Here is a 22,513-nt window from a genome sequence, read left to right on the forward strand (position 1 = left end):
GCTTTCGTTGACCTTGTCAATGGATGCCATTTTCCCGCTGCACCGCGCGGATGAACGCGACAACATCCGCAACCTCGGCGCGGGTGATGTCTTCGACCGGGGCCATGTTGCCGAATTTCCAATGATGCGCCCTGACACCAAGCTCGGCGGCGCGGAAGAAGGCCATGTCCCCATGGTGCGACGGCTCATAAATCTTGTGGATCAGCGGTGGCCCTAACCCGTTGCGCCCGCCCGCCGTTTCGCCGTGGCAGGACGCACATTTGGCAAGAAATACTTTCTGTCCAATACTTTGCGCATCATCCAACCGCGGCAAGGTGACCGCGACAATCTGGTCTCTTGATGCGGTTTCAGTAGCCATGCTGCCGTCAGCCGACGCCCGCGCCCCACCATCATCTGACCGCGAAAGTCGTGACATGCTCAGACCAGCCAGCGCAAGCGCCACCAGTGCGACGCCAGCATAAACGGTCTTGCGGTTGGATCGAATCATAAGATCTCCTTTTCTGTCCGCCAGCATGCGGGTTCCAGCGGGAGGAAGGTCAACAAATGTCGGGTATTATCCGCGCAACTCAGGTCTCGCGACCGAAGAACGCGCCGCAAACGGCTTGCCGGGATTGGCGACCCAATCACGCGCCGCGTCGCCGAACGCGGTAAACAGAATCCGCGACACCGCATCTTGCGCCGCTTGATATTCCGGGTGCCATTGAACCGAAAGGGTGAAGCCCGGCGCATCCCGGATGAACAGCGCCTCGGGCGTTCCGTCATCGGCATGACCTTCGATCACAATGCGCGAACCGGCGGTCTTGATCCCCTGCCCGTGCAGCGTATTGGTGCGCACCCGGCGAGAGCCGAAAAGCTGGTGAAAGACGCCGCCTTCCTCAAAACGGACGTCGTGGCGGATGGCGAACTTTTCCTCAAGCGTGCCATCGGGTGGCATCCGGTGGTTCATACGTCCCGGCAGGTCGCGGATCTCGGGATAGAGCGTGCCGCCCATGGCGACGTTGACCTCTTGAAACCCACGGCAAATGCCGAAAAAGGGCTGGCCGCGATCCACGCAGGCGCGGATCAGGGGCAAGGTGATGGCGTCGCGGCAGCGGTCAAATTCGCCATGCGCTTCGGTTTCGTCTTCGCCATATTCGGCCGGGTGCACATTGGGACGCCCCCCGGTGAACAGGAACCCGTCGCATGTTTCCAGCAATTCGTCGACCGAGACGAAGCGCGGATCGGACGGCACGATCAGCGGTAGGCACCCTGCCACCTGTGCGATTGCTTCGGAATTCATCGTCCCGCCGGCGTGGCTGGGATACTGGTCATTGATGAGGTAGGTATTGCCAATGATACCGATGATGGGGCGTCTCATGCCTGCTCCGCAATAGCGTTCGATTGCAAGAGGATAGAGGATGTCCGTCCGCGCGGCAATGCAGTGCGCGCGCCCTACCCTTCAGGCACAAGCCCCACTGCGCGAATGCCAGCTTCGCCTGCCGCAAGGTCGTTTTCCGACGTGTCGCCAGAGACTCCAAGCCCCCCTACAACATCGCCCTTCTCATTGCGCACAAGGAACCCGCCAGGCACCGGCACGAGCTTGCCACCATAGGCCACATTGGCGGCTGCGATGAAATAGGCCTGTGCTTCGGCGCGATCACGCTGCGCGGTCCCACCTATGCCCAGCATCACCGATCCATAAGCCTTGCCGCGTGCCAAATCGAACCGACCAGCGGGTGCTCCGTCAGAGCGTTCAAAGGCAATCAGGTGCCCGCCCGCATCAACGACCGCAACGGACAGGGGCTTCATTTTTGCCTTCGCAGCGTGGTTCAGCGTTTCGCGGATCATGACGCGCGCGGCGTCCAGTGAAATCTTTTCCATTTCTCTTCTCCTCCTCGGTTCGCTTAACCCGCACACTGCGCCTTTTTGGCCAGTCGATGCGCATGAAGCATGGGTTCAGTATAGCCGGACGGTTGTTCGCGACCATTGAACACCAGTTCACAGGCCGCTTTGTAGGCTTCGCCGTCAAACCCCGGCGCCATCGGTTCATAAGCCGGGTCGTCCGCGTTCTGAGCATCCACCTTCACGGCCATGGCGCGCATGGCGTCCATCACCTCGTCTTTGGACACGACGCCGTGGTGCAGCCAGTTGGCCAGCGCCTGGCTGGAAATCCGGCAGGTCGCGCGGTCTTCCATCAGCCCCACATCGTGGATGTCCGGCACTTTTGAACAGCCGACACCCGCATCGACCCAGCGGACCACGTAGCCAAGGATGCCTTGGGCGTTGTTTTCCACGTCGTCGCGGATCTCGGCGTCTGACCAGTTGGCGCCCTGCACGACCGGAATGGTAAGAAGATCATCCAGCGAGCCCCGCGGCCCCTTGGCTGCAATCTCGTCCTGACGGGACAGCACATCGACGCGGTGGTAATGGGTGGCGTGCAGGGTCGCGGCGGTCGGGCTTGGCACCCAAGCGGTATTTGCGCCCGCTTCGGGATGGGTGATTTTTTCGGCCAGCATGTCTGCCATCCGGTCAGGAATTGCCCACATGCCCTTGCCGATCTGGGCCCGGCCACGCAGACCGCAGGCCAAACCGATATCGACGTTGCGATCCTCATAGGCGCTGATCCAGGCGGCGTCTTTCATATCACCCTTGCGCACCATCGGCCCGGCTTCCATCGAGGTATGAATCTCGTCGCCCGTGCGATCAAGGAAGCCCGTGTTGATGAAGGCCACGCGGTGCTTGGCGGCGCGGATACATTCCTTGAGGTTCGCGCTGGTGCGCCGTTCCTCGTCCATAATGCCCAGTTTGACGGTGTATTGCGGCAGGCCCAGCATGGCTTCGACGCGGGTGAAAATCTCATCCGCGAAGGCAACCTCTTCCGGGCCGTGCATCTTGGGTTTCACCACATAGATCGACCCTTTGACCGAGTTGCCATCCTCGCGCATCAGGTCGTGCATGCCGATCAGGGTTGTGACCACGGCGTCCATGATGCCTTCGGGCACTTCGTGTCCGTCTTTGTCCAAAATGGCTGGGTTGGTCATCAGGTGGCCGACATTGCGCACCAGCATCAAGACACGGCCCTTATGGGTCATCGGCGAGCCATCGGGCGCGGTATAGTGAATGTCACCCGACAGTTTGCGGGTGATGGTCTTGTCGCCCTTCGTGACCTCTTCGGTCAGCGAGCGGTCCATCAGGCCCAGCCAGTTGGAGTAGGCCAGCACCTTGTCTTCGGCGTCCACGGCGGCGACGCTGTCTTCGCAATCCATGATCGCGGACATGGCGCTTTCCAGACGGATATCCGATATGCCCGCGCGGTCCTGCTTGCCCACGGGCGTCTGGGCATCCAAGCGAAGTTCGATCATCAAGCCGTTGTTTTTGAGATAAATTCGCCCTTCGGCATAGCCCGCAAATTGAGCTAGATCAGCCAGTTTGGGCGTCAAGGCGCCGTCAGTAACCGATACGGTTTCGACATCCGCCCAGCTGCCATCCGCCAGCGGCACCGCTTCATCCAGAAAGGCGCGTCCCCACGCGATCGCGCGCGCGCCGTGTTCCGGGTCATAGCCGCCGGGCTTGGGCGTGGCACCAAGCGCATCGGTGCCATACAGCGCATCATACAGGCTGCCCCACCGCGCATTGGCGGCGTTCAGAGCAAAACGAGCGTTCATGATCGGAACCACCAGTTGCGGCCCCGGAACGTCCGCAATCTCGGGGTCCACATTCGCGGTTTCGATCTGGAAATCGGGGCCTTCGGGGACCAGATAGCCAATGTCGTTCAGAAAGGCGCGATAGGCCACGGCGTCATGCGGCTGACCTGCCCGCGCCTTGTGCCAGTCATCGATCTTGCGTTGAAGGTCGTCACGTTTGGCCAAAAGCGCGCGGTTCTTGGGGCCGAGTTCGTGGACGATATCCGCAAACCCACGCCAGAAATCGTCGTATTTCAACGCGGTTTTGGCCAGGGCCCGCGTTTCCAGAAACCGTGCCAGTTCCCGGTGAACTGACAGGCCTTTGCGCTCGATATAGTCACTCATGGTAATCCCTTTGGCCGGCTCGACTTTTATTTGGCGCTAGAGTTTCCTATGCGAAACCAAACCGCAACCCCAATTTCGATGCAAAACCCTTTGGAAAAACCGAATAATCACATCTGATGTCCCAGTAACTTGATGCCAGGCGCGCGCGGGTCTAAGCAGGAGCCACCCGCCAGAGGGTGTGACCGTGAAAGGATCTGACATGACCGACACCAGCCCGCAGCCCATTTTCCTTGCCGATTACACGCCGCCCAACTGGTTGATCGAAGAGGTCTCGCTGACCTTCGTGCTGCATCCGACCGCAACGCGGGTGCGGTCCTCCATTCGGTTCACGCCGAACCCAAACGCCAAATCGCGTGATTTTTTCCTGCACGGAGAACATCTTACGTTGATCCACGCGGCGATCGACGGGTCAGACGTGTCGCCAGAACTGGTCGATGGCGGGCTGGAAGCAGACGTGCCCGATCGCGCCTTCACATGGGAGGCAGAGGTCGAGATCAGCCCCGAAACCAACACCGCGTTGGAAGGGCTTTATATGTCCAATGGCATGTATTGCACTCAATGCGAGGCCGAAGGTTTTCGCCGGATCACCTTCTATCCCGACCGCCCCGACGTGATGGCCCCATTCAAGGTGCGCATCGAAGGGGACATGCCGGTGCTTCTGTCCAACGGCAACCCCACCGGGTCAGGCGACGGTTGGGCCGAATGGCATGACCCGTGGCCCAAGCCCGCCTATCTGTTCGCTTTGGTGGCCGGTGAGCTGATCGCCCGCGAAGACAGTTTCACCACCATGTCGGGCAAAGAGGTGGACCTGAAACTGTGGGTGCGCCCCGGTGACGAGGGCAAGACCGCGTTTGGGATGGAGGCGCTGAAAGCCTCGATGAAATGGGACGAAGAGGTTTACGGGCGTGAGTATGATCTGGACATTTTCCAGATCGTCGCGGTGTCCGATTTCAACATGGGCGCGATGGAAAACAAAGGGCTGAACATCTTCAACACGTCCGCTGTGTTGGCGTCGCCCGAGACATCTACAGACGCGAACTTTGAACGGATTGAAGCGATCATCGCACATGAGTATTTTCACAACTGGACAGGCAACCGGATCACCTGTCGTGATTGGTTTCAGCTGTCGCTGAAGGAAGGGCTGACGGTGTTCCGCGACCAGCAGTTCTCGGGCGATATGCGATCCAAGGCCGTGTGCCGGATCAACGATGTGTCTGCCCTGCGCGGTCGTCAGTTCCGTGAAGACAACGGCCCGTTGGCGCATCAGGTGCAACCCGACAGCTTCGTCGAGATCAACAATTTCTACACCGCGACCATCTATGAAAAAGGCGCCGAGCTGATCGGGATGATGAAAACGCTGGTCGGCGAAGACGAATACTACAAGGCGCTGGACCTCTATTTCACCCGCCATGATGGCGAGGCCGCGACCATCGAAGATTGGGTGCGCGTGTTCGAAGACAGCACAGGCCGCGATCTGACCCAGTTCCGCCGCTGGTACAAACAGGCCGGGACACCCCGAGTGAAGGTGGCGGATGACTTCAAGGATGGCACCTATACGCTTCATTTTGAACAAGAAACACCGCCCACACCGGGGCAGAACGAAAAGTTGCCGCAGCATATCCCAATCGCCGTTGGCTTGATCGGCCCCAACGGGGACGAGGTGGTCGGCACGCAAGTTCTGGAGATGACCGAGGCCAAGCAGAGTTTTTCGTTCGACGGTCTGGGTGCAAAACCTACGCCGTCGATCCTACGCCACTTCTCGGCGCCAGTGATCTTGCAGCGTGATAGCACGCCGCAGGAGCGTGCCTTCCTGCTGGCCCATGACACCGACCCGTTCAACAAGTGGGAAGCCGGGCGCACGCTGGCCAAAGAGGTGCTTGTGGCGCTGATTACCGGCGAAGACGGACCTTTGGACGCATATCTTGACGCGATTGCGGTGATGTTGCGCGACGACAGCCTTGACCCGGCCTTTCGCGCGCTGACGCTGGGGCTGCCAAGTCAGGATGATCTGGCGCAGACGTTGTTTGATGCCGGTGTCACGCCAGACCCGCAGAAGATTTACAACGCGCAGCAAACGTTGTGGCAGGCCATGGCGGAGCACGTGCAAGACCTCCTGCCCCGCATGATGGCCGAAATGGACGTGACCGAGCCGTATGCGCCGAACGCCGAACAAGCCGGCAAGCGCGCCCTTGGCCTTGGCCTGTTGAACCTGCTGAACCGTCTGGACGGCGGGGCCGCGGCGCAGGCGCTTTATGACCGGGCGGACAACATGAGCTTGCTGCTGGGGGCGTTGGGGTATCTGCTGCAAGTCCAGAAGGGCGAAGCGGCGCTTGCTGATTTCCGCAGCCGCTTTGAAAATGACGAACTGGTCATGGACAAATGGTTCGCGATGCAAGTCGCCCATGCGACGCCTGAGACAGCGGCGGATGTGACAGAGCGGCTGACCAAGGACCCCGCGTTCAACTGGAAGAACCCCAACCGCTTCCGCGCCTTGTTCGGCGCGCTGGTCACGAACCACGCGGGGTTCCACCATGCGTCGGGGAAAGCCTATGCGCTGACGGCAGACTGGTTGATCAGGCTTGATCCGGTGAACCCGCAGACCACAGCGCGCATGACCACGGCGTATGAAACCTGGCGGCGCTATGACGCCGATCGCCAAGGCATGATGACCTCGGCACTGAAGCGCATTCTTGCGACCGAGGGGCTAAGCCGCGACAGTCAGGAAATGGTCGGGCGAATGCTGGGCGACTGATGATCGCACAAAAAAGGGCGGGTCCAGATGGCCCGCCCTTTTTCTGTCTGAATGTAACTGCTGATCAGCTGACCGCGCAGTAATTCTGATCCTTGATCCATTCCCGCATCCCATTGCGTTTACGCTCGGAATGGAACGGGCCCCAATCGGCTGCGACGCCGCGCATGCCCTTCGACACGACATTGTCGCGCGGCACGGTGACCGCCATGATGCGCACGGCGCAGCTCAGGTTCAGTTCGCCCTTTTTCAGGGCCGCGCCGGATTGCGCCTCGCAGCCATAGCCGCGCGCAGTGGCTGGCAGGATTTGCACAAGCCCATACCACTTGCCACCGCCACCCACGACGGTCGGGCGCCATGTGCTTTCATAATAGGACAGAGTGGACAAAAGCCCGGTCCAGAACGCGTTGCGCCCAACTTGGTCTTGGCTCTCATAGCCGGGGCACCATGTCTCGATGTCGGCAGGCACGGTTTGCGACAAGACCGCCCCGTGGGTTTCCAGCGCCTTCATGGTCGCGTCTGTCCAAGCCGAGGCTTGCGGCTTTTCATCCCATTTCATGGTCAGATCCGGCGTGCGCACCCCGCGCGTGCCGAAAATGTCGTTGGCCTTGGCAGCAGGCGCGATCATCATCGCGGCCATCAGGCCCAAAATAAATCGTTTCATGGTCCCTCGCTCAGGTCCGTCTGTTGTGCAATTCAATTCATCGCTGCGTCCTAGGGGAATCGCTTGCATTAAGCAACTTTACAAATGCGGCACTGCAGCAATTGGCAGACTCTCGCTTATGTCCTTATTTGCAAGGCTGGCATGCGTAGAGAATTTTCTACCATCGACAGAAAATGACCGCCTTTCTGCACTGCAGCACACGCGTTGATTGATATTATGCCAAACAGCCCGTTGCGCCCGCGCCGCTCCCGGACCGCTCGCGACCTCTTGCCCCCTGCGCGCCCCTGCCCTAGAACGCCAGAAGATCAAGAAACACGGGAAACGCGCACATGCTGGATCACCTCGCCTATGAAACCCCCGCACCGAAAGTCATTGCCGGGGCCAAGGACGATTGGGAACTGGTTATCGGGATGGAAATCCACGCGCAGGTCAGCTCGAACGCCAAGCTGTTTTCGGGCGCGTCCACCACGTTTGGCGCCGAGCCGAATTCCAACGTCGCGTTCGTTGACGCCGCCATGCCCGGCATGTTGCCCGTGATCAACGAATACTGTGTGGAACAGGCCGTGCGCACCGGGCTGGGTTTGAAAGCCGAGATCAACCTGTTTTCCGCCTTTGACCGCAAGAACTATTTCTACCCGGACCTGCCGCAGGGCTATCAGATCAGCCAGCTTTATCACCCCATTGTGGGCGAAGGCGAAGTGATCGTCGATATGGGCCCCGGTATTGGCCGCAAAGTGCGCATCGAACGCATCCACCTTGAACAAGACGCTGGGAAGTCGGTGCATGACATGGACCCGAACATGTCATTCGTAGACCTGAACCGGACCGGTGTGGCATTGATGGAAATCGTCAGCCGCCCCGACATTCGCGGCCCGGAAGAGGCCGCCGCCTTTGTCACCAAACTGCGCCAGATCCTGCGCTATCTGGGCACTTGTGACGGCAACATGCAAAGCGGCAGCATGCGCGCGGACGTCAACGTCTCGGTCTGTCGTCCGGGTCAGTATGAAAAATACATGGAGACGCAGGATTTCGGCCACCTTGGCACGCGGTGCGAGATCAAGAACATGAACTCCATGCGCTTCATTCAGGCGGCCATTGAATTTGAGGCCCGCCGGCAGATCGCCATTTTGGAAGACGGGGGCGAAATCACGCAGGAAACGCGCCTCTATGACGCCGACAAGAACGAAACGCGGTCGATGCGGTCCAAGGAAGAAGCGCATGACTATCGCTATTTCCCCTGCCCCGACTTGCTGCCGTTGGAGATTGAACAGAGCTGGGTCGATGATATCGCCAAAACCCTGCCCGAACTGCCGGACGAGAAAAAGGCGCGTTTCGTGACCGAATTCGGCCTGTCCGAATATGACGCGGGCGTTCTGACCGCCGGCGTGCGCAACGCCGCGTTTTTCGAAGCCGTCGCCGAAGGCCGTGACGGCAAGTTGGCGGCGAACTGGGTCATTAACGAGCTGTTCGGACGCCTGAAGAAGGAAGATCACTCGATCTCGGAAAGCCCCGTTAGCCCGGCGCAACTGGGTGGGATCATCGAACTGATCAGCAAGGGCGACATTTCGGGTAAGATCGCGAAAGACCTGTTCGAAATTATCTATACCGAAGGCGGCGACCCGGCCAAGATCGTAGAAGATCGCGGCATGAAGCAGGTGACGGATACAGGCGCGATCGAGGCCGCGGTGGACGAGGTGATCGCCGCCAACCCCGCCCAGGTCGAAAAGGCCAAGGAAAACCCGAAACTGGTTGGGTTCTTCGTCGGGCAGGTCATGAAAGCCACCGGCGGCAAGGCCAATCCGAAAGCGGTGAACGAGATCGTGAGCGCAAAGCTGGGACTCTAGAAAACTGACCATCTGAGGGGAAACACGCCCCTCAGGCGGCCCTCAGGCGGATTTCCGCAAGCCAATCAATCTTCTTGGACAGGACGTGCGTCGATCGTTTAGGCTGCGCCAGTCGTTTTAAGGAAACAATCCATGACGCAATACGAATATGAGGTGGTCCCGGCCCCCCGCAAGGGGAAGAAAGCCAAGGGCATCAAGGGCTCAGATGGACGCTTTGCCCACGCAATGACCGAGCTTTTGAACGATATGGCCACCGAAGGCTGGGAATACCAACGCACCGACACCCTGCCCAGCGAAGAACGTTCAGGCTTTACCGGACGCACCACGGTCTATCAAAACCTGTTGGTTTTCCGCCGCCCTTTGGCGGATGTCGAAGACGTGGCAGCAGTCGCGTCGCCAAAAATCGACAGCATTCCGACCGTTGAAGAGCCTGCGCAAGAGCGCCAGAACGCCCCGCGACTGCCATCGGCCGAGGACGCAAACGCCGTGGGCGATCACGCGCCGGCGGTGGACCATCAAAAAGCGTGACGCGGTCCAGTCGTCACGCCGCGATGTCCAATGCCAGCGCATGAATTTGCCCCACCAGCACCGTCCCCAGTGCGGCATGCACGGCGCGGTGCCGTGCGACACGCGACATCTTGCCGAAGACAGGCGCCCGGATCACGACGCGGAAATGACTTTCTCCGCCGTCCTGATACCCGGCATGCCCCCTGTGGCTCTCACTTTCGTCAATCACTTCAAGGTGTTGCGGCGAAAAGGCCGCCTGAAGCTTTTCATGTATTTGCGCGGCTCGGGTCATTTCTTCGCCATTCCCTCTTCTATACCTAGGAAAATGCAGTAAACTCTCTGGTCCGAGTCGAAAAGGGTGTTCCCATGTCTAAAAGCGATCCATTTGGTTTCGATATGTCCGTCTCTGCGGCCAAGAAAAAGAACCCGCGCGGCAAACGCGGGATGTCTGGCGCGTTCGAAACCTCGAAACGGGTTTGCGAACATGATGGGTGTCAGGAGCAGGGGCAATACCGCGCGCCGCGCTCGCCCGATCACCTGGATGAATTCAAGTGGTTCTGCAAAGACCACGTGCGGGAATATAATCTGAAGTGGAACTTCTTTGACGGCTCGTCCGAGGAAGAACTGCACGAACAGTTCGACAAGGACCGCGTATGGGAACGTGAAACCAAGCCCTTCGGCACCAAGGCCGAACAGCGCGCCTGGGCGCGTCTGGGCGTGGATGATCCCCATCAGGTATTGGGTGAAAACGCCACCCGCAATCCCGGCAAGTCGATTACCGGCACTCGCAAGCTGCCGCCCACCGAACGCCGCGCGGTGGATATTCTGGAAGCCAAGGATCACTGGACCAAGGCCGAGATTCGCAAGGCGTACAAGAAGCTGATCAAGGTACTGCACCCCGACATGAACGGCGGCGACCGGTCGCAGGAGGAACAGCTGCAAGAGGTCCGCTGGGCGTGGGAACAAATCAAGGAAAGCCGCAGCTTCAGGTGAGGCGGCAGTCATTTCGAACAGGGGGCGGTCTTCGGGCCGCCTTTTCTTTTGCCACGCCACCATTCGGCGACAGACGCGCCGTTGAGGCCAATATTCAACGGCCAATAGTGCCAGCTTACCCCTGCGTCACAAATCTCGTGACCTTCCCCTTGAACCCGTCCCGTTGATCAGGCATCACACTCTGGTTGCGACGCGCGAGGCAGAAGGATTTACGCAGATGGCTGACGGCACACAGGATATGAACGCGAAACCCACCGAAGACGTTTCGGTTCGTGAGGTTTTCGGCATCGACAGCGATATGCATGTCAAAGGCTTCGCCGACCGCATGGATCGCGTGCCCGAGATCGACCCGACCTACAAGTTTGATCCCGACACGACGCTGGCGATCCTTGCAGGCTTTACCCACAACCGACGCGTGATGATCCAAGGCTATCACGGCACGGGCAAATCGACCCATATCGAACAGGTCGCGGCCCGTCTGAACTGGCCTACGGTTCGGGTGAACCTTGACAGCCACATCAGCCGGATCGACCTGATCGGCAAGGATGCGATCAAGCTGAAAGACGGCATGCAAGTCACCGAGTTTCAGGAAGGCATCCTGCCTTGGGCGCTGCGCAACCCGACCGCGATCGTGTTTGACGAATATGATGCGGGCCGTCCCGACGTGATGTTCGTGATCCAGCGTGTGCTGGAACATGACGGCAAGCTGACCCTGCTGGACCAGAACGAGGTGATCACCCCGCACCCGTCCTTCCGCCTGTTTGCCACCGCCAACACCGTGGGTCTGGGCGACACGACCGGGCTGTATCACGGCGTGCAACAGATCAACCAAGCCCAGATGGACCGTTGGTCGCTGGTCGCGACGCTGAACTATCTAAGCCATGATGCGGAAACCAACATCGTGCTGGCGAAAAACCCGCTTTTGAACACGGAACAAGGCCGCAAGACGGTCAGTCAGATGGTAACCGTCGCAGACCTGACCCGCACGGCGTTCATGAATGGCGATCTGTCGACCGTGATGAGCCCGCGGACCGTGATCAACTGGGCACAAAACGCGCATATCTTCCGCTCGGTCGGCTATGCCTTCCGCCTGTCCTTCCTGAACAAGTGCGACGAACTGGAACGCCAGACCGTGGCCGAGTTCTATCAGCGTTGTTTTGACGAGGAACTGCCGGAGAGCGCGGTGAGCATGAGCTTGGGGTGATCTGTGTGGAACAGAGTGGTCTCTTTTCTCAATTCGATCCTAGGGTTTTAATATCCGGTTTTGCATTGCTGATTTCCATCGCAAGCTTCGGGTTTGCCTTCTTTTGGAATCTAAAAAACCAAAAATACGCGGAGTTCTCCAAGAGGTTGGCAAAGTTCAACGCGAAGCAAGGTGCGCGCGAACAGCTATTGTCTTGGGCGAGTGAAAGCATGGACGAGCTTTCCCGTGCTTACGTGCTTTGCCAGCATGGAAAAGATCATGACGAGAGACTTATGATAATGTCCAGCTTGACGTCATTGATCGATAAGGGGCGCTGGCTTCTTCCTAACCACGAGCATGAGCACTTCGGAAAAAACAAAGAAAGCGCATTCACGGGGTTTCGCCAGGGTCCACTGGACGACCTTGTAGTTGCCTACAATACCCTCGATAACATTCCGTCCCTCCCCAATTCCATCGCCGCGGAGGGGTTAATGAAATGCAAGCGTCGTTTTTCTTCCGCTGTTCAAGAGAAGTTAGATCCGAGGAATGTCAACGCAGATTTAGATGAACTGACTGGAGGCTCGAATGAACAAACCATCCGATAACCCTGCTGATCCGTTCAAGAAAGCGCTGGCTGAGGCGACGAAGACGCTTGCCGACGATCCGGATCTGTCGGTCAGCTTCACCGTTGACCCTCCGGGTATGTCCAACGACGCAGTGCGCTTGCCTCAGGTGACGCGTCGGATGACGCGCGACGAGGTGTTGTTGGCGCGTGGCACGGCGGATGCCTATGCGATGAAGCTGCGCTACCACAACGAGGCGACACACGCGAAATACGCGCCCGCCAGCGGTATGGCGCGCGAAATCTACGAGGCGATGGAAACCGCCCGTTGCGAGGCGGTGGGCGCGCGCGACATGCCGGGCACCGCTGGCAACATCGACGCCAAGATCGAAAGCGACGCAATGCGCGCGGGGTTTGACCAGATGACCGCTGCCGCCGACGCCCCTTTGTCCACCGCTGCTGGTTATCTGATGCGCCATCTCGCAACGGGCCGCGACATGCCGCCCGCCGCCGCCAATGTGATGAACCTTTGGCGTGATTTCATCGAAGGTCAGGCGGGCGACCATCTGGACAATCTGGGCGACAAGCTTGCTGACCAGCAGGAATTTGCCCGCTTCACGCGCCAGATCATCGAAGATTTGGGCTATGGCGACCAATTGGGCGACGACCCGGACAATTCCGAGGATGACAGCGACGAAGACGCTGCCCCCGATGACGATCAATCCGATGATCAACAAGATGAACAAGCGGCCGACGATCAGGACGAAACCGAAGCCGACCCCGAACGCGCGCAAGACGAACAGATGGACCCGTCTGAGGCGCAGGTGACGCTTGACGACATGGCCGATGACGAGATGAGCGACGAGGCAGAGATGACCGACGCAGACGCTCCGCTGGATCCGCCTGCGCCGCCCCCCGCGTCCGATGCCGACCCGAATTACCTTGTCTATCACAGCGAACATGATGAAGAGATCATGGCCGAAGATCTGGCCGAACCGGCCGAATTGGAACGCCTGCGCGCCTATCTGGATCAGCAGTTGGAGCCGTTGAAGGGCGCCGTCAGTCGTCTGGCGAACAAGTTGCAGCGCCGCCTGCAAGCACAGCAAAACCGCTCGTGGCTGTTTGATCTGGAAGAGGGCATTCTGGATGCGGGACGTCTGGCCCGTGTGGTTGCGAACCCGACGACCCCTCTGTCGTTCAAGCAGGAAAAAGACACCGAGTTCCGCGATACCGTGGTGACGCTGCTTCTGGACAATTCCGGGTCCATGCGTGGTCGCCCGATTTCCATCGCCGCGATCTGTGCCGACGTTCTGGCGCGCACGCTGGAACGCTGTCAGGTCAAGGTCGAGGTGCTGGGCTTCACCACCCGCGCGTGGAAGGGCGGGTTGGCGCGTGAAAAATGGCTGGCCGATGGTCGTCCGCAGCAACCGGGTCGCCTGAACGATCTACGCCACATCATCTATAAGAAGGCCGACGCCCCCATGCGGCGCACGCGCGACAATCTGGGCCTGATGATGAAAGAAGGGCTGTTGAAGGAAAATATCGACGGCGAGGCGCTGGAATGGGCGCATCGTCGGATCGTGGCCCGGCCCGAACAGCGCAAAATCCTGATGGTGATTTCCGACGGGGCGCCGGTTGACGATTCAACTTTGTCCGTTAACCCTGCGAATTATCTGGAAAAACACCTGCGCGACGTGATCGAAATGGTCGAGAAACGCAAGCAGGTTGAGCTTCTGGCGATCGGCATCGGCCATGATGTGACACGTTATTATGACCGTGCGGTCACCATCACGGATGTGGAACAACTTGCCGGTGCGATGACCGAACAGTTGGCCTCGTTGTTTGATTCCGATCCGCGAGCGCGGGCGCGTCTGTTGGGGATCAAGAAGGTCAGTTGACCCCCTTTTCACGGCTGGCGTTTCGCGGCATGGTGCGCGCGAATGTGGCCCGGTTTCCGGGCGCGCTCGTGCCCGACACATACAGCCATCGGAGACCCTCCATGTTCCAGACCTTTGACAGCACCGCCGACCCATCGCGTGGCCCGGTCCGGTTGGACCGTTTGCGCCGCGCCCTGTCGATGAAGGGTCTGGACGGGTTCATCGTGCCCCGCGCCGACGCCCATCAGGGCGAATATGTCGCCGATTGTGATGCGCGTCTGGCGTGGCTGACAGGCTTCACCGGGTCGGCCGGGTTCTGCATCGCCTTGAAGGATCACGCGGGCATCTTCGTCGATGGACGTTATCGCACACAGGTGCGCGTGCAGGCCGATATGGACGCGTTCGCCCCGGTTCACTGGCCCGAAACCCTGCCCGGTCCGTGGTTGAAAGAGACGCTCGGCAGCCAAGCGGCGAAGGTCGGCTTTGATCCTTGGCTGCACACCAAAGGCGAGATTGAGACGCTTGAGAAGGCGCTTGAGGGCACTAAGATCACGCTCATCCCCACTGACAATCTGGTGGATCAGATCTGGGAAGATCGCCCCCCTGCCCCCAATGGTAAGATCATCGAGCAACCCGTTGAATTTGCAGGGCAGTCCAGCGCAGCGAAGCGGTCGGAACAGGCGGACGGCTTGATGGCCGACGGCCAAAAATCCTGCATCATCACGCTGTCTGACAGCATCGCGTGGATGCTGAACATTCGCGGCGACGACCTGCCGCGTATTCCTGTCGTGCAAGGCTTCGCGATCCTGTCTGACGATGGCTCGGTCGCGTTCTTCACCACCGAAGGTCGCACGGTCGAGGCCCAGCTTGGCAAGGACGTGACGCTGCACCCGATCAAGGATTTCGCAGGCCACCTAAAAACGCTCGACGGACCGGTTCGGGTCGACAAGGCGACCGCGCCGCTTGCCGTTTCACAGGTTCTCGACAAGGCCGGTATCCAGATCGACTGGGCCGATGACCCCGCGATCCTGCCCAAGGCGCAGAAAAACCCGACCGAATTGAAGGGCGCGCGCGAGGCGCATCTGCGCGACGCCGCCGCCATGGTCGAGTTTTTGACCTGGTATGACGCTGCCGATAAAGCCGCCCTGAGCGAGATTGATCTGGTCACCCGGCTGGAGGAAACCCGCCGGGCGTCAAATGCTCTGTTGGATATCTCGTTTGAGACCATCGCAGGTGCTGGCCCCAACGGCGCGATCATGCATTACCGCGTGACCAATGACACAAACCGCACGCTCGCCCCCGGCAATCTGGTCGTGCTGGACAGCGGCGGGCAGTATCGCGACGGGACCACGGACATCACGCGCACTTTGCGGGTCGGTGATGTTGGCGAAGAAGAAAAACGCTGTTATACCCGTGTCTTGCAAGGCATGATTGCGTTGTCGCGCGTCTATTTCCCCAAGGGGCGGACAGGGCGCGATCTGGACCCGATCGCGCGCTATCCGCTGTTTGCCGCGCATCAGGATTTCAACCACGGCACCGGGCACGGCGTGGGCGCGTATCTGTCAGTGCATGAGGGACCGCAGCGGTTCAACGCGATCTCGGATGTCGAACTTCTGCCCGGCATGATCTTGTCCAACGAGCCCGGATATTACCGCGAAGGCGCGTTCGGCATTAGGCTTGAAAACCTTGTTGTCGTAGAAGAGGCCACCTGCCCGGTCGGTGGTGATGCGGACCGCAACATGCTGTCGTTCGAGACTCTGACCTACGTGCCGGTCGACACCAGTCTGGTGATCGCGGACATGTTGTCGGGCGAAGAACGTGCCTGGCTGAATGATTATCACGCGACCTGCGTCAAAAAACTCGCCCCCCGGCTAAGTGACGCAACGTTGGCATGGCTCAAGACGGCCTGTGCGCCGATTTGACACGCGACGTTCACACAACTTCTGGTATTGTCTCGCGACACAACCTGCAAGATGAGGATACCATGGCTGACCAACTCAAAATCCGCCCTGCTGAGGGGAAATGGACTGTTCGTGCAGGTGGTGCGGTGCTGGGTGAAAGCAAATCCGCGCTTGAGGTGATAGAGGGTAATCGCGCGCCCGTGATATATTTCCCGAAAGGCGACGTGGCGATGGCGTTTTTGGACAAAAGCGACACGATCACCACCTGCCCCTATCGCGGCGAGGCACGGCATTACTCGATCCAGACGAAATCGACGGTGATTGAGGATGCAGGCTATATGTATGACGCCCCGATTGAGGATTTGGCGGCGCTGAAGGACCACCTTGCCTTCTACGCAGAAAAAGCGACCGTGGCGCGCACCTAGGGACCGTCGGCTTTATTGACCGATTGGGATAGAAACAACGCCCCCACCGACGGCGGCCGCAACTCCTGTCGTTGTTGGCGACGATGTAGTCAGCCCGCGCGCCACCCGCACAGCAAGATAAGCGAAAGCTTGTGCTTCCAACATATCGCCGTTTAGGCCCGTGGTGTCGATATCGTCGACGGGCATTGGCAGTCGCGCGCGCAATTCGGCCATAAGGGCCGCATTGTGGCGCCCGCCCCCCGTGACCAAAAGGCGCGTCGGCTGGGTTGGGCAATGTTCCATCCCATCTGCCACGGCGGCTGCAGCGCAGGCGGCCAGCGTGCGTAGCGCATCCGCATCAGACAAATCAGCCACCATGGCCGGCAGGTCTGGAAAATCGTTTCGGTCCAGCGATTTCGGTGGCGTGCGACGGAAGTACGGATGGCTAAGAAACGCCTCAAGGCTGGGAGTGTGGATCTTGCCCGACAACGCCAGTGCGCCCCCTTCATCGCGGGATTTTCGCAAACGATGCTGCATCAGGTCATCCATCGGCGCGTTGGCCGGGCCGGTATCGAAGGCAAGGCAAGCACCAGGGATATCTGGGGTCGGCTGCGCAGGGTCGACCCATGTGACGTTGCCCACACCGCCAAGGTTCAGAAACGCCAGTGGTGCGTCGGCTTTGATGAACCGCGCGCAGGCGTGGTGGAAAAACGGCGCAAGCGGTGCGCCCTCGCCGCCCAGTTTGACGTCAGATGTGCGGAAGTCCCAGACTACTGGCAGGTCAAGCACCTGTGCCAAGGCCTGACCGTCGCCAGCCTGATGGGTGCCCAATCCGCGCGGATCGTGGGCAAAGGTCTGGCCGTGAAAGCCCAGCAATTCTGGCACCGGGTCGTCTTGCATCAGGCGGGTTATGACCGCTTTGTGGACATCCTCTACAATGCGGGCAGCGGGTGCGACTTCGGGCGCCGCGTGCCATTTTCCTAAGGCACGCGTCAAAACCCGGCGCTGGTCGTCGCTATAGGCTTGAAAACCAGTTGGGCCGAACCCAATGATCGTTTCACCGTCCGTTTCGATCAGTGCTGCGTCCACCCCATCCATCGAGGTGCCGGACATGCAGCCCATCGCCCAGACCGGACCACGCGCCAAACGCCTGCCTAACGCGTCTTTAGTGATGGCTTTCAACACGCTCTTTTCCTTTTCCCGCCCCACGTCTATACGGAAGGTTCAAAATTCAGGATGGACCAAAAGAACATGACCTACCACCCAAAATCCGACTTCATGCGTGTGATGATCGAGCGCGGCTTTCTGGCCGACTGCACCGACTATCAGGCGCTGGATGACGCGCTGATTGCGGGGGTTGTTCCAGCCTATATCGGCTATGACGCCACGGCGCAGTCGCTGCATGTGGGCCATTTGATGAACATTATGGTGCTGCGGTGGTTGCAAAAATGCGGCCACAAACCGATCACCTTGATGGGCGGCGGCACGACCAAGGTGGGTGATCCGTCGTTTCGGTCGGACGAACGCCCACTTTTGCGACCGGAACAGATTGACGCCAACATCGCCGGAATGCAGCAGGTGTTTGCAAAGTTTTTGCGCTATGGCGACGGCGAGACAGACGCGATCATGCTGAACAACGCCGAATGGCTGGACGAGCTGAACTACCTCGATTTCCTGCGCGATATCGGGCGTCATTTCTCGGTCAACCGGATGCTGAGTTTTGAAAGCGTGAAGTCGCGGCTGGACCGTGAACAAAGCCTGAGCTTTCTTGAATTCAACTATATGATCCTGCAAGCCTATGATTTCCTTGAGCTGAACCGCCGATATGGCTGTCTGCTTCAGATGGGTGGCTCGGACCAATGGGGCAATATTGTCAACGGGATCGACCTGACCCGCCGGGTTCTGGACAACGAGATTTTTGGCCTGACCACGCCACTTCTGACCACCTCGGACGGGCGCAAGATGGGTAAAAGCCAAGGCGGCGCGATCTGGCTGAACGCGGAGATGCTATCGCCCTATGAATTCTGGCAATTCTGGCGCAACACCACAGATGCAGACACCGGTAAATTTCTAAAAATCTTCACCGAGCTGTCGGTCGAGGAATGCGACCGTCTGGGCGCGCTGGAAGGGGCCGAGATCAACGAGGCCAAGATCATTCTAGCCAACGAGGTGACGCGTTTGCTGCATGGGGCCGAGGCGGCAAAAACTGCCGAAGCCACCGCACGCGAGGTGTTTGAAAAAGGTGGCGCGGGCGACGATCTGCCGACCCTGACGCTGAGCAGCGGCGATCTGGGTGACGGCATGTCCATCGTTCAGTTGTTTGTCAAATCCGGTCTGGCGAAGTCCGGCAAAGATGCCAAACGTCTGATCACAGAAAACGGCGCCAAGGTGAATGACGAAGCGCTGACAGACGCGGGTCGGATGGTTGGCGTTGGTGATCTGGGCCAGCCGATGAAGCTGTCGGCCGGTAAGAAACGCCATGCATTGGTGGTGTTGGAGGGTTGAGGCATCGGGCGGGCCCTGCAATTCAGACGACCTGTCAAATGCAGTGGCTCACTTTGTGAGCCTGAGGGGCTCTGCCCCTTGGGCCAAATCTTCGATTTGTCCCTACCCCGGGATATTTTTGCCAGAAGAAGCCAGTGGTTCTTGAAGGCGATTGCCGCTTGGCGGCGCGCTTGCTAGCGTGTTGTGACCAACATGATGAGGACAGGATGGCGCTGCTGAACCCCAATCTTGCCGCCACCTTGCCGCCGCCCGTGATGGAGGCGCGGCGGTGGGTTGATGGCAAAAGCTTTCCGGCAGAGCGCCCGTTGATCAATGTCAGTCAGGCGGCCCCCGTTGATCCGCCACCCGAACCAATGCGGCAGGCAATGGCGGACGCGGTGCTGCGCCAGCCGGAAACACATCTTTATGGTCCGGTTTTGGGATTGCCAGCGTTGCGGTCTGAACTGGCGTTCAACATCACACGTCGCTATGGCGGGGCGGTCACGGCGGGCAACATCGCGATCACCTCGGGCTGCAATCAGGCGTTCTGCGCCGCGATTGCGACTTTGGCCGCGCCGGGGGATGAAGTTATCCTTCCAACACCCTGGTATTTCAATCATAAAATGTGGCTTGATATGAGTGGCGTTCAGGCTGTTCCGTTGGCCACTGGCGAAGACCTGATGCCCGATCCTGATGTTGCGCGCGGCCTGATCACATCGCGCACCCGCGCAATTGTGCTGGTGACGCCGAACAATCCGACCGGTGCGGAATATCCGCCTGCACTGATCGCCGCCTTCCGCGACCTTGCCCGCGCGCATCGCATCGCGCTGATCCTTGATGAGACGTATCGGGATTTTCATTCCCAACCCGGCCCGGCCCACGACCTGTTTGCTGATGCCGATTGGGACGACACCGTCATCCAGCTCTACAGTTTCTCGAAATCCTATCGGCTGACGGGTCATCGGGTCGGCGCGATCACCACCTCGCCCGCGCGTTTGGCTGAGGTTGAGAAGTTTCTTGATACCGTCACCATCTGTCCGGCCCAATTGGGTCAGCACGCGGCGCTTTGGGGACTGCGAAACCTCGACAATTGGCTAGCGGGCGAGCGCGACGAGATTCTTTCGCGGGCGCAGGCCATGCGCGGCGGCTTCGCACCTTTGGCCGATAAAGGCTGGCAATTGCTGGGCTGTGGGGCGTATTTCTCCTATCTGCACCATCCGTTTGAAATGCCGTCCGACGAGCTTGCTCAGATCCTGGTTGATCAATGCGCGATCCTTGCGCTGCCCGGCACGATGTTCACGCCGGCGGGCGACAAAGCCGGCGCTAAACAGCTGCGTGTGGCATTTGCAAATATTGACGCAGACGGGATTGCGACGGTGCAGAAGCGGCTGGCGGCGTTCGCCCCCTGACTGTCATGCATCAACACATATTGGCATTCCCGGCTGGCTCACCTAAAACGCTTTGGAACAGGTGATATAAGGAACACGCGTATGGCAACCGGCAAGACATCCCGCACCTTTGGCTGGATCCTTATGGGTTTGGTGATGGTGGGGCTCGTAGGCTTTGGCTCGACCAATTTCGGCGGCTCGGTCCGGTCAGTTGCAACAGTGGGTGACACTGAGGTGGACGCCAACCGGTATCTGCGCGAGCTACAGTCGGAAATGAACGCGTTTCAGGCCGAAACCGGGCAACGACTGACCATGGAAATGGCGCGTAACCTTGGGTTGGATCAACAGGTGTTGGCACGGGTGATCGCAACCGCAGCGCTTGAGGATGAAACCGCGCGGCTTGGCATCTCGGTCGGGGACGAGGAGTTACGCAACCGCATTGTGGATATCCCTGCCTTCATGGGGGTCGACGGCAAGTTTGACCGCGAGGGCTATGCCTTTGCGCTGGAGCAATCCGGCCTGACCGCCTCGGAGTTTGAAAAAAGTCTGCGCGACGAGGTGAGCCGCCAGATTCTGCAAGCCGCTGTCGCCAACGGGGTTGCGACTCAGCCCAGCTATGTTGACACGCTGTATGGATACGCCCGCGAGACCCGCGATTTCACATGGGCCGCGATGGGGGTGGATCGGTTGACCACGCCAGTCCCCGCACCGACCGAAGCGGAACTGACCGCCTATTACGAGGCGCACCCGCAAGACTTCACGCTGCCGGAAACCAAGGTGATCACCTATGCCTGGCTGAACCCTGAGGATGTGATCCCGACACTCACTGTGGCCGAGGATCAGATCCGCACGCTGTATGACGAACGCGCGTCGGAATACCAAGTGCCCGAACGGCGCATGGTCGAACGTCTGGTGTTCAACACAACGGAAGACGCGCAGGCGGCGGCTGATGCGCTTGAAACTGGTGAAAAAACCTTCGAAGATTTAGTGGCCGAGCGCAATTTGGAACTGTCTGACATTGATCTGGGTGATTTGCCCAAGGACGAATTGGGCGCGGCGGGCGACGCCGTGTTTGGTCTGGCGGAACCCGGCGTGACCGGGCCGCATGACAGCGACCTTGGCCCTGCCCTGTATCGGATGAACGCAATCCTTGCCGCCCGCGAAACCAGTTTTGAGGACGCGCGCGAGGAATTGCACGGCGAACTGGCAGCGGATGCCGCGCGCCGTCAGATCGGCGACATGGTGGCCGAGCTTGACGATCAGATGGCCGGTGGCGCAACGATCGAAGAAATTGCCCAAAGCCACAACATGCGCCAAGGGGTGCTGAACTGGACCGCCGGTGACAGCGATGGCATTGCCGCCTATGACGCGTTCCGCGAGGCAGCCGAAGCTGTCACCACAGACGATTTCCCGGAAATCACGCTGCTGGAAGATGGCGGCGTTTTTGCGGTCCGTCTGGATGAACTGCAAGAACCGCGCCTGCAAGACCAATCGGAAGTGGCCGACGCGGTTCAGGCCGGTTGGGAAGCCGGGAAACGACTGGAACTTCTGGCCGACGAGGCGCGCGCCATGATCGCACAACTGGACAACGGCGAAAGCCTGTCATCGCTTGGACTGACCGAGGTGGTTGAGCAAGACCAGACGCGCGAAGCCTTTGTGGAAGGCACCCCGCCCAGTTTTATGACCGAGGTTTTCGGCATGGAGCCCGGCACATGGCGCGTGCTGGAAAGCGTCGATAACGTCGTTCTGGTACGGCTTGACGCCGTCGAGCCCGCCGAACAGGACAGCGACGAGGCGAAAGCGTTGAAAGAGAACTTCGCGACCGGCACCGCACAGGAAATTGCGCTGGATGTTGAAAACGCCTTCGCGCGCGCTGTTCAAGCCCGTGCTGGTATCGAGCTGAACCGCGCTGTCATCAACGCTGTGAACGCTCAGTTCCAGTGACCCGCA

The 22,513-nt window shown here is 59.5% G+C and carries 19 protein-coding genes; 12 read left to right on the top strand and 7 right to left on the bottom strand.

Features of this window, described 5'->3' with window-relative positions; all coding sequences use genetic code 11:
* Positions 1-16: 16 nt before the first annotated feature.
* The 4 genes from MUY35_RS01540 to MUY35_RS01555 all read right to left on the bottom strand — a co-directional run bounded on the left by MUY35_RS01540 (position 17) and on the right by MUY35_RS01555 (position 4,007).
* The gene (locus MUY35_RS01540; RefSeq protein WP_248363344.1) at positions 17-487 is read right to left on the bottom strand and encodes a c-type cytochrome; all 471 of its coding nucleotides are present in this window, start codon (positions 485-487) and stop codon (positions 17-19) included.
* A 66-nt stretch (positions 488-553) separates the two neighbouring features.
* The gene (locus MUY35_RS01545) at positions 554-1,357 is read right to left on the bottom strand and encodes a gamma-glutamyl-gamma-aminobutyrate hydrolase family protein (RefSeq protein WP_248363346.1); all 804 of its coding nucleotides are present in this window, start codon (positions 1,355-1,357) and stop codon (positions 554-556) included.
* 74 nt (positions 1,358-1,431) lie between these two features.
* Complete coding sequence (locus MUY35_RS01550) at positions 1,432-1,860, bottom strand: heme-binding protein (protein WP_248363348.1); 429 nt, start codon at positions 1,858-1,860, stop codon at positions 1,432-1,434.
* 23 nt (positions 1,861-1,883) lie between these two features.
* The gene (locus tag MUY35_RS01555; RefSeq protein ID WP_248363349.1) at positions 1,884-4,007 is read right to left on the bottom strand and encodes a malate synthase G; all 2,124 of its coding nucleotides are present in this window, start codon (positions 4,005-4,007) and stop codon (positions 1,884-1,886) included.
* A gap of 199 nt (positions 4,008-4,206) precedes the next feature.
* Between MUY35_RS01555 and pepN the strand changes: the two genes are divergently transcribed.
* Positions 4,207-6,759 carry an aminopeptidase N gene (gene pepN / locus MUY35_RS01560; RefSeq protein WP_248363350.1) on the top strand — a complete coding sequence of 851 codons (2,553 nt, stop codon included), beginning with the start codon at positions 4,207-4,209 and terminating at the stop codon, positions 6,757-6,759.
* 64 nt (positions 6,760-6,823) lie between these two features.
* Here the strand turns inward: pepN and MUY35_RS01565 are convergent, their stop codons facing one another.
* Entirely contained in the window at positions 6,824-7,420 is a 597-nt protein-coding gene (locus MUY35_RS01565; RefSeq protein ID WP_248363351.1) for a transglycosylase SLT domain-containing protein, read from the bottom strand.
* Positions 7,421-7,749: 329 nt separating this feature from the next.
* On the opposite strand from MUY35_RS01565, the gene gatB reads away from it, so the two are divergent.
* Positions 7,750-9,264, top strand: coding sequence for an Asp-tRNA(Asn)/Glu-tRNA(Gln) amidotransferase subunit GatB (gene gatB, locus MUY35_RS01570; RefSeq protein WP_248363352.1), 1,515 nt, complete (start codon positions 7,750-7,752; stop codon positions 9,262-9,264).
* Positions 9,265-9,396: 132 nt separating this feature from the next.
* The gene (locus MUY35_RS01575; protein WP_248363354.1) at positions 9,397-9,792 is read left to right on the top strand and encodes a DUF4177 domain-containing protein; all 396 of its coding nucleotides are present in this window, start codon (positions 9,397-9,399) and stop codon (positions 9,790-9,792) included.
* 13 nt (positions 9,793-9,805) lie between these two features.
* Here the strand turns inward: MUY35_RS01575 and MUY35_RS01580 are convergent, their stop codons facing one another.
* Positions 9,806-10,063 carry a BolA family protein gene (locus MUY35_RS01580; protein WP_248363355.1) on the bottom strand — a complete coding sequence of 86 codons (258 nt, stop codon included), beginning with the start codon at positions 10,061-10,063 and terminating at the stop codon, positions 9,806-9,808.
* A gap of 74 nt (positions 10,064-10,137) precedes the next feature.
* Here MUY35_RS01580 and MUY35_RS01585 point away from each other — a divergent pair, with 74 nt between their 5' ends.
* The 6 genes from MUY35_RS01585 to MUY35_RS01610 all read left to right on the top strand — a co-directional run bounded on the left by MUY35_RS01585 (position 10,138) and on the right by MUY35_RS01610 (position 16,712).
* A complete protein-coding gene (locus MUY35_RS01585; protein ID WP_248363357.1) occupies positions 10,138-10,764 on the top strand; it encodes a DnaJ domain-containing protein in 627 nt (208 codons plus the stop codon).
* Positions 10,765-10,981: 217 nt separating this feature from the next.
* On the top strand, positions 10,982-11,968 hold the full coding sequence (gene cobS / locus MUY35_RS01590; protein ID WP_248363359.1) for a cobaltochelatase subunit CobS: 987 nt from the start codon (positions 10,982-10,984) through the stop codon (positions 11,966-11,968).
* 5 nt (positions 11,969-11,973) lie between these two features.
* Positions 11,974-12,552 (top strand): hypothetical protein, encoded by a 579-nt coding sequence (locus tag MUY35_RS01595; RefSeq protein WP_248363361.1) that lies wholly within the window; start codon positions 11,974-11,976, stop codon positions 12,550-12,552.
* Positions 12,533-14,407, top strand: coding sequence for a cobaltochelatase subunit CobT (gene cobT / locus MUY35_RS01600; protein ID WP_248363363.1), 1,875 nt, complete (start codon positions 12,533-12,535; stop codon positions 14,405-14,407). Before MUY35_RS01595 ends, cobT begins: the two co-directional genes overlap by 20 nt.
* A gap of 101 nt (positions 14,408-14,508) precedes the next feature.
* Entirely contained in the window at positions 14,509-16,308 is a 1,800-nt protein-coding gene (locus MUY35_RS01605; RefSeq protein ID WP_248363365.1) for an aminopeptidase P family protein, read from the top strand.
* Positions 16,309-16,370: 62 nt separating this feature from the next.
* Entirely contained in the window at positions 16,371-16,712 is a 342-nt protein-coding gene (locus MUY35_RS01610) for a DUF427 domain-containing protein (protein ID WP_248363366.1), read from the top strand.
* A 12-nt stretch (positions 16,713-16,724) separates the two neighbouring features.
* On the opposite strand, the gene MUY35_RS01615 is transcribed toward MUY35_RS01610, so the two are convergent.
* A complete protein-coding gene (locus tag MUY35_RS01615; RefSeq protein ID WP_248363831.1) occupies positions 16,725-17,813 on the bottom strand; it encodes an anhydro-N-acetylmuramic acid kinase in 1,089 nt (362 codons plus the stop codon).
* A gap of 129 nt (positions 17,814-17,942) precedes the next feature.
* Here MUY35_RS01615 and tyrS point away from each other — a divergent pair, with 129 nt between their 5' ends.
* The 3 genes from tyrS to MUY35_RS01630 all read left to right on the top strand — a co-directional run bounded on the left by tyrS (position 17,943) and on the right by MUY35_RS01630 (position 22,507).
* Complete coding sequence (gene tyrS, locus MUY35_RS01620; protein ID WP_248363368.1) at positions 17,943-19,196, top strand: tyrosine--tRNA ligase; 1,254 nt, start codon at positions 17,943-17,945, stop codon at positions 19,194-19,196.
* A gap of 206 nt (positions 19,197-19,402) precedes the next feature.
* Positions 19,403-20,584 carry an aminotransferase gene (locus tag MUY35_RS01625; RefSeq protein WP_248363370.1) on the top strand — a complete coding sequence of 394 codons (1,182 nt, stop codon included), beginning with the start codon at positions 19,403-19,405 and terminating at the stop codon, positions 20,582-20,584.
* An 81-nt stretch (positions 20,585-20,665) separates the two neighbouring features.
* Complete coding sequence (locus MUY35_RS01630) at positions 20,666-22,507, top strand: SurA N-terminal domain-containing protein (protein ID WP_248363372.1); 1,842 nt, start codon at positions 20,666-20,668, stop codon at positions 22,505-22,507.
* Positions 22,508-22,513 lie beyond the last annotated feature (6 nt).

It is taken from the genome of Aliiroseovarius sp. S1339 (assembly GCF_023195695.1).
Classification (GTDB): domain Bacteria; phylum Pseudomonadota; class Alphaproteobacteria; order Rhodobacterales; family Rhodobacteraceae; genus Aliiroseovarius.

What these genes read in the sequence shown, in the direction of transcription:
- MUY35_RS01610 (WP_248363366.1), top strand. Translation starts at nt 16,371, where the DNA reads ATGGCTGACCAACTCAAAATCCGCCCTGCTGAGGGGAAATGGACTGTT.
- MUY35_RS01565 (WP_248363351.1), bottom strand. Translation starts at nt 7,420, where the DNA reads ATGAAACGATTTATTTTGGGCCTGATGGCCGCGATGATGATCGCGCCT.
- MUY35_RS01555 (WP_248363349.1), bottom strand. Translation starts at nt 4,007, where the DNA reads ATGAGTGACTATATCGAGCGCAAAGGCCTGTCAGTTCACCGGGAACTG.
- MUY35_RS01575 (WP_248363354.1), top strand. Translation starts at nt 9,397, where the DNA reads ATGACGCAATACGAATATGAGGTGGTCCCGGCCCCCCGCAAGGGGAAG.
- MUY35_RS01585 (WP_248363357.1), top strand. Translation starts at nt 10,138, where the DNA reads ATGTCTAAAAGCGATCCATTTGGTTTCGATATGTCCGTCTCTGCGGCC.
- MUY35_RS01615 (WP_248363831.1), bottom strand. Translation starts at nt 17,813, where the DNA reads ATGGGCTGCATGTCCGGCACCTCGATGGATGGGGTGGACGCAGCACTG.
- gatB (WP_248363352.1), top strand. Translation starts at nt 7,750, where the DNA reads ATGCTGGATCACCTCGCCTATGAAACCCCCGCACCGAAAGTCATTGCC.
- pepN (WP_248363350.1), top strand. Translation starts at nt 4,207, where the DNA reads ATGACCGACACCAGCCCGCAGCCCATTTTCCTTGCCGATTACACGCCG.
- MUY35_RS01540 (WP_248363344.1), bottom strand. Translation starts at nt 487, where the DNA reads ATGATTCGATCCAACCGCAAGACCGTTTATGCTGGCGTCGCACTGGTG.
- MUY35_RS01545 (WP_248363346.1), bottom strand. Translation starts at nt 1,357, where the DNA reads ATGAGACGCCCCATCATCGGTATCATTGGCAATACCTACCTCATCAAT.
- MUY35_RS01605 (WP_248363365.1), top strand. Translation starts at nt 14,509, where the DNA reads ATGTTCCAGACCTTTGACAGCACCGCCGACCCATCGCGTGGCCCGGTC.
- MUY35_RS01630 (WP_248363372.1), top strand. Translation starts at nt 20,666, where the DNA reads ATGGCAACCGGCAAGACATCCCGCACCTTTGGCTGGATCCTTATGGGT.
- MUY35_RS01580 (WP_248363355.1), bottom strand. Translation starts at nt 10,063, where the DNA reads ATGACCCGAGCCGCGCAAATACATGAAAAGCTTCAGGCGGCCTTTTCG.
- cobT (WP_248363363.1), top strand. Translation starts at nt 12,533, where the DNA reads ATGAACAAACCATCCGATAACCCTGCTGATCCGTTCAAGAAAGCGCTG.
- cobS (WP_248363359.1), top strand. Translation starts at nt 10,982, where the DNA reads ATGGCTGACGGCACACAGGATATGAACGCGAAACCCACCGAAGACGTT.
- MUY35_RS01625 (WP_248363370.1), top strand. Translation starts at nt 19,403, where the DNA reads ATGGCGCTGCTGAACCCCAATCTTGCCGCCACCTTGCCGCCGCCCGTG.
- MUY35_RS01550 (WP_248363348.1), bottom strand. Translation starts at nt 1,860, where the DNA reads ATGGAAAAGATTTCACTGGACGCCGCGCGCGTCATGATCCGCGAAACG.
- tyrS (WP_248363368.1), top strand. Translation starts at nt 17,943, where the DNA reads ATGACCTACCACCCAAAATCCGACTTCATGCGTGTGATGATCGAGCGC.